11 protein-coding genes are annotated in these 10,197 nt (G+C 73.5%); 4 read left to right on the top strand and 7 right to left on the bottom strand.

Annotated features, from left to right (window positions below; all coding sequences use genetic code 11):
• Positions 1-26: 26 nt before the first annotated feature.
• Entirely contained in the window at positions 27-1,013 is a 987-nt protein-coding gene (locus tag EFE23_RS26265) for an aldo/keto reductase (protein WP_123243577.1), read from the top strand.
• Between the two features lie 210 nt (positions 1,014-1,223).
• Here the strand turns inward: EFE23_RS26265 and thpR are convergent, their stop codons facing one another.
• The 5 genes from thpR to EFE23_RS26290 all read right to left on the bottom strand — a co-directional run bounded on the left by thpR (position 1,224) and on the right by EFE23_RS26290 (position 5,784).
• Positions 1,224-1,802 (bottom strand): RNA 2',3'-cyclic phosphodiesterase, encoded by a 579-nt coding sequence (gene thpR, locus EFE23_RS26270; RefSeq protein WP_123243578.1) that lies wholly within the window; start codon positions 1,800-1,802, stop codon positions 1,224-1,226.
• Positions 1,803-1,805: 3 nt separating this feature from the next.
• Positions 1,806-2,315: a hypothetical protein gene (locus EFE23_RS26275; RefSeq protein ID WP_123243579.1), complete on the bottom strand. Its 510-nt coding sequence runs from the start codon at positions 2,313-2,315 to the stop codon at positions 1,806-1,808.
• Positions 2,316-2,428: 113 nt separating this feature from the next.
• Positions 2,429-3,715: an MFS transporter gene (locus tag EFE23_RS26280; protein WP_123243580.1), complete on the bottom strand. Its 1,287-nt coding sequence runs from the start codon at positions 3,713-3,715 to the stop codon at positions 2,429-2,431.
• Between the two features lie 73 nt (positions 3,716-3,788).
• Entirely contained in the window at positions 3,789-4,238 is a 450-nt protein-coding gene (locus EFE23_RS26285) for a MarR family winged helix-turn-helix transcriptional regulator (RefSeq protein ID WP_199737248.1), read from the bottom strand.
• 64 nt (positions 4,239-4,302) lie between these two features.
• The gene (locus tag EFE23_RS26290; RefSeq protein ID WP_123243582.1) at positions 4,303-5,784 is read right to left on the bottom strand and encodes an NCS2 family permease; all 1,482 of its coding nucleotides are present in this window, start codon (positions 5,782-5,784) and stop codon (positions 4,303-4,305) included.
• A gap of 91 nt (positions 5,785-5,875) precedes the next feature.
• Here EFE23_RS26290 and EFE23_RS26295 point away from each other — a divergent pair, with 91 nt between their 5' ends.
• On the top strand, positions 5,876-6,136 hold the full coding sequence (locus EFE23_RS26295; RefSeq protein ID WP_123243587.1) for a DUF2530 domain-containing protein: 261 nt from the start codon (positions 5,876-5,878) through the stop codon (positions 6,134-6,136).
• Positions 6,137-6,139: 3 nt separating this feature from the next.
• Here EFE23_RS26295 and EFE23_RS26300 read toward each other — a convergent pair whose 3' ends face one another.
• Positions 6,140-6,979: a DUF3027 domain-containing protein gene (locus tag EFE23_RS26300; protein ID WP_123243583.1), complete on the bottom strand. Its 840-nt coding sequence runs from the start codon at positions 6,977-6,979 to the stop codon at positions 6,140-6,142.
• 87 nt (positions 6,980-7,066) lie between these two features.
• Between EFE23_RS26300 and EFE23_RS26305 the strand changes: the two genes are divergently transcribed.
• Both EFE23_RS26305 and EFE23_RS26310 read left to right on the top strand, forming a co-directional pair.
• Positions 7,067-8,662 (top strand): MFS transporter, encoded by a 1,596-nt coding sequence (locus EFE23_RS26305; RefSeq protein ID WP_123243584.1) that lies wholly within the window; start codon positions 7,067-7,069, stop codon positions 8,660-8,662.
• Entirely contained in the window at positions 8,659-9,309 is a 651-nt protein-coding gene (locus tag EFE23_RS26310; protein ID WP_123243585.1) for a futalosine hydrolase, read from the top strand. Before EFE23_RS26305 ends, EFE23_RS26310 begins: the two co-directional genes overlap by 4 nt.
• Here EFE23_RS26310 and EFE23_RS26315 read toward each other — a convergent pair.
• Positions 9,281-10,120, bottom strand: a complete 840-nt coding sequence (locus EFE23_RS26315; RefSeq protein WP_123243586.1) for a GNAT family N-acetyltransferase — start codon at positions 10,118-10,120, stop codon at positions 9,281-9,283. The genes EFE23_RS26310 and EFE23_RS26315 overlap by 29 nt on opposite strands.
• Positions 10,121-10,197: the final 77 nt, after the last annotated feature.

Genomic DNA, 10,197 nt, shown 5'->3' on the forward strand with positions numbered 1-10,197 from the left:
AAGTGCCCGCGTGCCAGGGTGGACCCATGGAGTACACGAACCTGGGACGCACCGGTCTCTCGGTGAGCCGGCTCTGCCTCGGCACCATGAACTTCGGGCCGCAGACCGACGAGCCGGACAGCTTCGCCATCATGGACCGGGCGCTGGAGCACGGCATCAACTTCTTCGACACCGCCAACGTGTACGGCTGGAAGCTCGGTGAGGGCGTCACCGAGCAGATCGTCGGCCGCTGGTTCGCCCAGGGCGGCGGGCGCCGCGACAAGGTCGTCCTGGCCACCAAGGTCTACGGCAAGATGGGCGAGTGGCCCAACGACCAGGGCCTGAGCGCCCGGCACATCATCCGGGCCTGCGAGGATTCGCTGCGCCGGCTGCAGACCGACACCATCGACCTCTACCAGATGCACCACATCTCCCGGACCACGCCGTGGGAGGAGATCTGGCAGGCGATGGAGACCCTGGTCGCCCAGGGCAAGGTCCTCTACGTCGGATCGTCCAACTTCGCCGGTTGGCACATCGCCCAGGCGCAGGTCGCCGCCGGCAAGCGCAACTTCCTCGGTCTCGTTTCCGAGCAGTGCATCTACAACCTGATGACCCGGTACGTCGAACTGGAGGTGATCCCGGCCGCCCAGCACTACGGCCTGGGCATCATCCCCTGGTCCCCGCTGCACGGCGGGCTGCTCTCCGGGATCATCCGGAAGCTGGCCGAGGGCAGCGCGGCGCGCGGCACCAGCGGCCGGTCGGCCGACGCGCTCGCCGCGCACCGGCCCACCGTGGAGGCGTACGAGAAGCTCTGCGCGGACCTCGGCCACGACCCTGCCGACGTGGCGCTGGCCTGGCTGCTCTCCCGTCCCGGGGTGACCGCCCCGATCGTCGGGCCGCGCACCATGGACCAGCTCGACCGCAACCTCGGCGCGCTGGACGTGCGGCTCGACGACGCCACCCTCAAGCGCCTCGACGAGCTGTTCCCGCCCGTCGGCAACGGCGGCCCCGGCCCGGAGGCCTGGGCCTGGTGACGCCCACCGCCGGGCCGGCCGGGGCTCCGGCCGGCCCGGCACCGCACCCCGCCACCCGGTCCCGGTTGGGCCGCCGCGCCGGTCGGTGATCCACTCAGAATCGCCGACCTGGCGCGATCCGCGCGGCCCTGACCCCGCCGAGTCGCCGATCCGGCGGAGAGCACGGGCACGACGGGGAGCACAGGCACGGCGGGGCGCGGCCGGGGCGGGTCAGATCGGCCAGGCCGCCAGGCGGTCGTAGGTGGGGCGGGGGCCCGGGTGGCTGCGGACCAGGACCAGTTCGTCAGCCGGCCATTCCGGGCCCTCGTAGTCGTGCAGGGCCTCCCGGTCGGCGAGGATCTCGGCGCGGTCGATCCGGTCGCCGGGGCGGGCGATGGTCAGGTGGGGCCGGAACGGCTTCTCGTCGTGGGGCAGCCGGGACCGGCGCAGGCCGAGCCGGATCAGCCGGGCCAGCGTGGCCAGGCCGTCGACGTCGCCGCGGAGGTCCACCCAGAGAATGGTGAACCGGCCGCGGCCGAAGCTGCCGCCGCCACCGAGGCGGAGCCGCAGCGAGCTGTCCCGGCCGTCCCGGAACGTCTCGGCGGCCACGCCGAGCGTGCTCTCCACCTCGACCAGCCGGTCGTCCTCGACGTCGCCGAGGAAGGCGAGGGTGAGGTGGGCGTGCGCCGGGTCGGCCAGCCGTACGTTGGTGCCGGCCGCCGAGGCGGCACCGACCCGGAGCCGGGTGACCTGGGCGGTCAGGTCGTCGACCGCCGGCCGGGGCGGGTAGACCGCGACGAAGAGCCGCACCGGTCAGCGGTGCCGCTGGTGGTGACCGGGGCGGGCGGCGGGCAGGGTCAGCCCGGCCGCGTGCAGCAACCCCTCCACGCGGACCCGCTCGATCTCCCGGTCCACGCCGTCCACGTCGGACAGGTGCTCGATGATGCCCAGCGCCCGGCACGCGGCGCGCAGCCGCTCGTCGTACGCGTCGATCACCGCGCCGTGCCAGACCACGGACCGGTCGGCGGCGGCGAGCCGGTGCCCACCGAGCCGGCGCAGGTCGACGGCGAGCTGTTCCAGCGGTCGCCGGCCCTCCCGGTCGAACTCGGTGAGGTCGATGTCCCGGGTGAGCGCGTCCGCCTCGATGGCCCGGTCGAGCCGGGCGATGGTGCGCCGCTCCCGGCGTCCCTCCCGCCACTCGGCCCATCCGCAGGCCACCCGGTCGAGGATCTCGTCGGCGCAGAACAGCAGCGCGAAGAGGGCGGGCAGGGAGCAGACAGCGAGGATCGCCAGCACCAGCAGCAGTCCCCGCCCCACTCCCACGCATCGACGCTAAGCCGTGTGGTCGCCGCCCGCCACCCGTTTGCCGACATCGGGGCGCGAATGAATGAGGAAGGACCGGTCCCCGGGACGGGAACCGGTCCTTCCTGGGAGGTTCACTCCGCGCCGGGCGACACCACGTAGAAGCGGGGCATCGGCAGCACCCGGAGCCGCAGCCGGGCACCGGAGCGGCGCAGCTGCCAGGTGAGCGCGAGCAGCGCGGCGGCCAGCGAGATCAAACCCCCGATCCAGATGCTCGCGCCGGCGCCGAAGGTCTCGGCGACCCAGCCGATGATCGGCGCGCCGACCGGGTTGGTGCCGAGGAAGACCAGCACCCACAGGGCCATGACCCGGCCCCGGAAGGCGGCGTCGACGCCGAGTTGGACCCGCTGGTTCGCGGCCTGGGCGAAGAAGACCGTGAAGAACCCGGTCGGCAGCAGCAGCGTCACCACCAGCCAGTACGCCGGGGCGAGCCCGACCAGGGTGCCGAAGCTGGCGCAGCCGACCGCCGCGCCGAGGACCAGCCAGACGGAGGGGCGGCTGCGCCGCCCGGTGCCGGCCAGGGCGCCGGTCAGCGCGCCCACGGCGAGGGCGGTGCTGAACAGGCCGAACGAGGCGGCGCCGGTGTGGAAGACGGTCTTGGCCAGCGCGGCGAGGGTGAGCTGGAAGTTGAACAGGCTCATTCCGACCACCGACATGAGCGCCATCGGCAGCAGGATGTCCGGGCGGCGCCAGACGTACCGGAGGCCGTCCACGACCCGGGCCTGGTCGCGCTGTCCGGCCGGCGGCAGGTCCTTGCGGTGCAGCTCCGCCGTCCGCATCCGGACCACGTTGACCAGCGGGGCGACCGAGCTGAGCGCGGTGAACAGGAAGACCGGCCCGACGTCGAAGGCGGCGATGGCCAGGCCGGCGACGGCCGGACCGACGATCCGGGCCGAGTTGAAGACGGCCGCGTTGAGGGACAGCGCGTTCGGCAGCAGCGGTACGCCGACCAGCTCCGAGACGAACGCCTGCCGGACCGGGGTCTCCACGGCGTTGGCCACCCCGAGCAGGGCGGCGAAGGCGAAAACGTGCCAGAGCTGCACCAGGCCGGTGAGCACCAGCAGGCTCATCACCAGCGCCAGCACGGTCCAGAACGCGTTCGCGATGAAGAGCAGCAGCCGCTTGTCGTACCGGTCGGCGAGGCGGCCGGAGAGCAGGGTCAGCAGCAGGACGGGGGTGAACTGCAACGCGGTGACCACGCCGAGCGCGGTGGCGGAGTTGTCGCTGAGCTCGAGGACGAGCCAGTCCTGGGCGATGAACATCATCCAGACGCCGATCAACTTGATCAGCTGTCCGGTGGCGAAGAGTCGGTAGTTGCGGACTCGTAGGGACTGGAACATCGTGCTCAGCTTGGCCTGCACTCTTGGTGCGCCTCCTCGATCAGGTACGCCTCACCCACAACGGACGAAGCGGACCGCGGGACGCGGCACCAGCTCAGGCGCGAGCGATTCCCTGCAGGATCTCGGCGGCACGCCGCAGCGTGTCGCGTTCCTCCTCGGTGAGCGCGGCCAGCCGCTCGGCCAGCCACGAGTTGCGGGCCCGCTCGAACTGCTCGAGCACGGCCCGTCCCCCCTCGGTCGCCGCGAGGATGACCTGCCGGCCGTCGGTCGGATGGGGGGTGCGCTGCACGAGGCCGCGCTCCTCCAGCTTCCCGACGATCTTGGTCATCGTCGGCGGCTGCACCCGCTCGATGTCGGCCAGCTCCCGTGGTGTCAACGCGCCCGCCAGGTTGAGGCTGGTGAGCGCGGAGAGCTGGGTGACCGTCAGGTCACCGACCGGGCGAGCCTGTCGGACCCGCCGGTTGAGCCGGGTGATCGCATCACGCAGCTGAGGGGCCAGCTGCGCCGGTGGCACGCGTTTCGCCGTCACCGTCCGCTCCGTCACGGTAGTTAGCTTAACTAATGAGCCTGGCTAACGACATGCGATATGACCAGGCTCACCAGCGGATTCAGAGCACCACGGCCTCGATCGGCCCGCGCAGGAAGTAAAGGATGAACAGGGCGGCCACCCCGTACAGCAGCGGGTGGATCTCCCGGGCCTTCCCCCGCGCCAGCTTCACCAGCACGTAGCTGATGATGCCCGCGCCGATCCCGTTCGAGATCGAGTAGGTGAACGGCATCAGCACGATGGTGAGGAACGCCGGGATGGCGATCTCGAAGTCGGCCCAGTCGATGGTCCGCACCGCGGTCATCATCAGGAAGCCGACCACCACCAGCGCCGTCGAGGCCGCCTCGAAGGGCACGATCGCCGACAGCGGTGCCAGGAACATGGCCAGCAGGAACAGGCCGCCGGTGACCAGGTTGGCCACCCCGGTCCGGGCGCCCTCCGCGACCCCGGCCGCGCTCTCGATGTACGACGTGTTGCTGGAGACGCTGGCCGCGCCACCGGCCGCCGCGGCGATCGAGTCGACCAGCAGGATCTCCCGGGCTCGTGGCGGGGTGCCCCGCTCATCGAGCATGTCGCCCTCCTGGCCGATGGCGACCATCGTGCCCATCGTGTCGAAGAAGTCCGTGATCAGCAGGGTGAAGACGAACATCAGCGGGACCAGCCAGCCGACCCGGCTCCACGAGCCCAGCACGTTGAAGTGGCCGAGCAGGGAGAGGTCCGGTACGTCGACGATCTTCTCCGGCAGGGTGGGCACGTTCAACGCCCAGCCCGTCGGGTTCGGCTTGCCGTTCACGAAGGACGGGCCGATGTGCCCGACCGCCTCCACGATGATCGCCAGCACGGTGGAGGCGAGGATGCCGATCAGGATCGCGCCGCGGACCCGGCGGACCACCAGCACGATGGTGACCAGCAGGCCCACCACGAAGACCAGCATCGGCCAACTGACGATCTTGCCGTTGATGCCGAGCCCGACCGGGACGGTGGTGTTCGCGATGTCCGGCACCCGGCGGACGAACCCGGCGTCGACCAGGCCGATGAGGGTCAGGAAGAGGCCGATGCCCACGCCGATCGCCGTCTTCAACTGGGTCGGCACCGAGCGGAACACCGCGGTGCGCAGCCCGGTCAGCACGAGGATGCCGATCACCACACCCTCGATCACCACCAGGCCCATCGCGTCCGCCCAGGTCATCTCGGGCGCGATCTCGAACGCGACCAGCGCGTTCACGCCCAGCCCGGCGGCCAGGGCCATCGGGAACCGGGCCACCACCCCCATCAGGATGGTCATCAGGCCGGCCACCAGCGCGGTGGCCGCGGCGAGCGCCGGGATGGCGAGCTTGCGGCCGTCGCCGTCGACCGCGCCGCCGAGGATCAGCGGGTTCAACACCACGATGTACGCCATCGTGAAGAAGGTGGCCAGGCCACCGCGTACCTCCCGGCTCGGATGCGAGCCGCGGGCGGAGATCTCGAAGAAACGGTCGAAGCCGTTACGCGGGTGAGCGGGATCGGGCGGAGTGCCGTGGTCGGGCGGGGGCGCTATGGCCATCGGGTCCTCGCAGGGAATGATCGACCGGCTGTCGCGCGCATCGTCCCAGATCACCGACGGGCAGGGAAGGACGATCGCGTACGCTGTCCCGGTGCCCCAGGAGCAACCGCCGCGGCCCGAGCCGCTCGACCCGCCGATGGTGCCGGTCGCCGTCGCCGGGCTGGTGATCTGGGCGGTGGTCGGGCTGGTGCTGCTGATCTTCTTCCGCGGCTGGCTGACCGAGCACGGGCACCAGAACTGGCTCTGGACCTGCCTCGCCGGATTCCTCTGGGGCTTTCCCGGCCTGGCGGTGATGACACGGCACGACGCGAACCGGCGTCGCCGCCGGGAGGCCGCCGCCCGTCAGGGCTGATCCTCAGGGGTGGCCGTACGGCTCCGGCGGCTCGGCCGCCTCGACCGAGCCCGGCGCCCGGCTGACCGAGACCGCCTCGAGCGCGCTGTCGTCGTAGACCGTGGGCAGCTCGTCGACCGGAGTTTCGGCCGCCTCGACCAGCGTCTCCGAGTGCGCGCCGCAGCCGTGGTCGGCGCTCACCACCCGGCCGTCGTCGGGGGCGTAGAAGTTGCCGCAGGCGCCGAAGGCCTGCCGCAGCGCGCCGGCGAGGGGCAGGTAGAAGCCGCAGGTGCCGCAGCGGGCGGCGGCCGGCGCGGCCACCGAGATGGCGGCATCGGGGCCGTGGTCGCCGTCGTACCAGCGCTGGGCGGCCTCCGACCGACCCTCCCGGGACAGCACCCGGGACCGGCCCAGGCCCAGCTCCCACGCGGTGTCCTCCACCGCCGGGTCGTCGGAGAGCAGGTAGCCGGGGGCGAGGCGCTCGTCGTCCGGCGGGGTGGGCAGCAGGTCACCGGGGCCCAGGTCACCCGGCTTGAGCCGCTCCTGCCAGGGCACCCAGCCGGGGGCGAGCAGCGCGCCCGCGCCGGGCAGCAGGACCGTCTCGCAGATGGTGACCGTACGGCTGCGGGGCACCCGGGTCACCGTGACGGCCCAACGCCAGCCGCGGTAGCCGGCCAGCCGGCACTCGAAGTAGTGCGTGACGAGGCGGTCGCCCTCGGCGACGGCCTGGAGGTGCTCACCGACGTCGGTGGGCTCCACCTCGGTGATGCCGGCGCGGGCCACCTCGACGGCGGCGGCGCAGACCTGGTCGAGCCGGGGAGCGCGGGCGGAGGCGGGCCTGGTCACCCACCCATTGTTCCCCATGCCCGCGCTCGGCTGACAGGCACTCCCCGGAGTCGTTCTCACCGGCTGGTGGGGCACGCGTGGAGCAGATGGGCGAGGATGGGGGGCATGCCGCTGTCCTCCCGCTCCGGGCGGTCCGTCCTCGGGCGGACCGTCGGTACGGGCGTCCGCGCCACCCGACTGCTGGTCCGCGGCTCGCTGCGGGGCGGACGGTGGATGACCCGGCGGGCCGGCACGGCCCGGGCCCGCAGCGCCGGCAACGAGGTCGGCATGGTCCGCATGTTCGACCTGCACGCGCTCTCCTGCGCCGGGGACACCCTGATCGCCATCGGGCTGGCCGGGACGATCTTCTTCGACGTGCCGCTGGGCGAGGCCCGGAACAAGGTCGCGCTCTACCTGCTGGTGACCATGGTGCCGTTCGCCATGCTCGCCCCGGTGGTGGGGCCGCTGCTGGACCACTTCCGGCACGGCCGCCGCTACGCGCTGGCCAGCACCATGCTCGGCCGGGCCTTCCTGGCCTGGCTGATCTCCGACTACCTCGGCGGCTTCGGCCTCTACCCGGCGGCGTTCGGCGTGCTCGCCCTCTCCCGGGCGTACGGGGTGGCCCGCTCGGCGGCGGTGCCCCGGCTACTGCCGGAGGGGCTGGGGCTCTCCCAGGTGGGTGCCCGGGCGAGCGTCTACGGCACGGTGGCCGGCGCGCTGGTCGCCCCACTCGGGCTGGCCGCGTTCTGGTTCGGCGCGCAGTGGCCGCTCCGAGTGGCTTCGCTGATCTTCCTGATCGGCATGGTCATCGCGCTGCGGCTGCCGCCGAGGGCCGACTCGGAGCCGCCGGAGCGGGTCCCCCGCCCGTTGCGGGCCCTGCGCCGGCGGGAGGGCGAGCGACCCCTCGGCCGGGGCCGGCCCGCTGGCCGCCTGGTGATCGCCACCCTGGTCGGCGCCGCCGCGCTCCGCGGCCTGTACGGCTTCCTGCTGCTCTTCCTGGCCTTCGCGATCAAGGCCGGCGATCTGACCACCGACTTCTTCGGCCGGACGCTGGGCGCCCAGGCCGCGCTGGGGCTGGTCGGCGGGGCGCTCGCGGTGGGCAGCTTTTTGGCCACCGCCGTCGGCACCCGGCTGCGCATCCACCGGCCCACCGCGATCCAGTCGAGCGGCATGATCATCGTGGCCGGCGTGGCGGTGTTGGCCGCGTTGAAGTTCTCGCTGCCGCTGGTCGCCCTGCTCTGCCTGATCGCGGCCCTGATCAGCGGGATCGCCAAGCTGGCGGTCGACGCGTCGATCCAGGAGCGGATCCCGGAGCGGCTGCGCGCCAGTTCCTTCGCCCACTCGGAGACGGCGCTGATGCTGGCCTTCGTGGCCGGCGGCGGCCTGGGGCTGGTCCCCTTCACCGGGCGGGTCGGGGTCGCCGTGGCCGCCTGCGTCGCGGCCCTGGTCGCCGCCCGCGGGCTGCTGGTGGCCGGCCGGCTCCGCAACGAGCACCTGGTCGGCCGGCCGCTCGGCGACGACGAGCTGGAACCCGAGCCGGGCGAGGAGTTCGGTGACCCGGCGCCCACCTCGCCGGCCCCCGCCCACAGCCAAACGCAGGACCCGGTCGACGACGACGGGCTGGCGCCGCCCGGCTTCCACATCTACCGCCCCTCCTCGTCGGTCGCCGGCCCCGGCGGCTCGGAGGAGGACCAGCGGGAGTCCCGGGGGCCGCGCGGGTGAGCGGGCTGCTGGTGGTGACCGCCGTACCCGCCGAGGCGGAGGCGGTCCGGGCGGGCCTCACCGACTCCACGGTGACCGTCGCCCCGGTCGGGGTGGGCCCGGCCGTCGCCGGCGCCGCCACCGCGCGCCTGCTGGCGCTGGCCGAGGCGGCCGGGCGGCCGTACCGGGCGGTGGTCAGCGCCGGCATCGCGGGCGGCTTCGCCGGCCGGGTGGCGGTCGGCGGCACCGTGCTGGCCACCCGCAGCGTCGCGGCGGACCTGGGCGCCGAGTCGCCGGACGGCTTCCTCCCCATCGAGGAGCTGGGCATGTCGGCGGAGCTGCTCGGCGTCGGCAGCGTCGTGCCGGCCGACCCGGCACTGCTGGCCACCCTGCGCGCCGCCCTACCCGACGCGACCACCGGCGCGGTGCTCACGGTGAGCACGGTGACCGGCACGGCCGACAGCACGGCGGCCCTCGCCGCCCGTCACCCCGACGCGGTGGCCGAGGCCATGGAGGGGTACGGCGTGGCGGTCGCCGCCGCCCAGGCCAACCTGCCCTTCGCCGAGCTGCGCACGGTCTCCAACCCGATCGGGCCCCGGGACCGGGGCGCCTGGCGGATGCGGGAGGCCTTCGCCGCCCTCACCGCGGCGGCGTCGGCACTGCGCTGATCGGCCGTTCCAGCCGGAGTGCGGCGGGCCGGCTCGCCTGGAGCGCGAAGCCGCAGGCGAGCAGGAACTGGATGCCGCCGAACTCGGCAACCGCGTGGACCTCATGAATGCCGGCCCGATCCATCTCCGCCACCAGCGCCTCGACCAGCCGCCGCCCGATGCCCAACAGCTGGTAGGGCGTGGCGACGAGCACGCCGTCCAACACGATCTCGGGCCGGCCCGGCCGGGGCTGCCCGATCAGCAGGTCGTCGCTCCGTTCGTGCGCGCGCAGCTCGCCGACCAGCTCCCCGTCGGGCAGCTCGGCGACGAACCGCCAGGAGGTCGACGGGAGGGTCGGGTCGGCGTACCGGCGCACGGTGGTGTGCTGGCGCACCCGGTCCCGCTCCCGCTGGCGGTCGCGTTCGCTGCGGTCCAGCCGGTAGGTGGCCGCCGGCAACCGGGGCCACCGTCCCGGCGGGACGTTGTACCAGTGCGCCCACCAGGCACCCGGCCAGTCCCGGGGCTCCCGCACCTCGCGGGCGTCGAGATGCGCGGGACAGTGCCGGCCGGCCGCGTCGCGCAGCGCCTCGTGCGGGACCGGACGCAGCCCGTCGGCATCGCGGCCGGAGATCCTGATCCGGCCGCCCACCGCAGCCACGAGCCGTTCGATGGTGCGGAAGCCGGGATCGCTCGACCGGCCCGACTCGATCCGCGCGATCGTCGCCTGCGGCACCCCCGACTCCGCGGCCAGTTGGCGCTGGCTCAGGTCGGCGGCGCGACGCAACGCCCGCAGGGCCGCGCCGACTTCCGTGCTGCGCTCGGGGGCATCCATCCGCCCATGCTCGGCCGCGCCTCCGGCTCTCTTCAACGCCGGATGTCCACCTGTGGACAACGCTGTGGAAAACCTGC

Source organism: Micromonospora solifontis, from assembly GCF_003725545.1.
GTDB classification, from domain to species: domain Bacteria; phylum Actinomycetota; class Actinomycetes; order Mycobacteriales; family Micromonosporaceae; genus Micromonospora; species Micromonospora solifontis.

Bases quoted from the DNA above. Each gene is read 5' to 3' on its own strand.
- EFE23_RS26265 (WP_123243577.1), top strand. From the start codon at position 27: ATGGAGTACACGAACCTGGGACGCACCGGTCTCTCGGTGAGCCGGCTC.
- EFE23_RS26290 (WP_123243582.1), bottom strand. From the start codon at position 5,784: ATGGCCATAGCGCCCCCGCCCGACCACGGCACTCCGCCCGATCCCGCT.
- EFE23_RS26300 (WP_123243583.1), bottom strand. From the start codon at position 6,979: ATGGGGAACAATGGGTGGGTGACCAGGCCCGCCTCCGCCCGCGCTCCC.
- EFE23_RS26305 (WP_123243584.1), top strand. From the start codon at position 7,067: ATGCCGCTGTCCTCCCGCTCCGGGCGGTCCGTCCTCGGGCGGACCGTC.
- EFE23_RS26315 (WP_123243586.1), bottom strand. From the start codon at position 10,120: ATGGATGCCCCCGAGCGCAGCACGGAAGTCGGCGCGGCCCTGCGGGCG.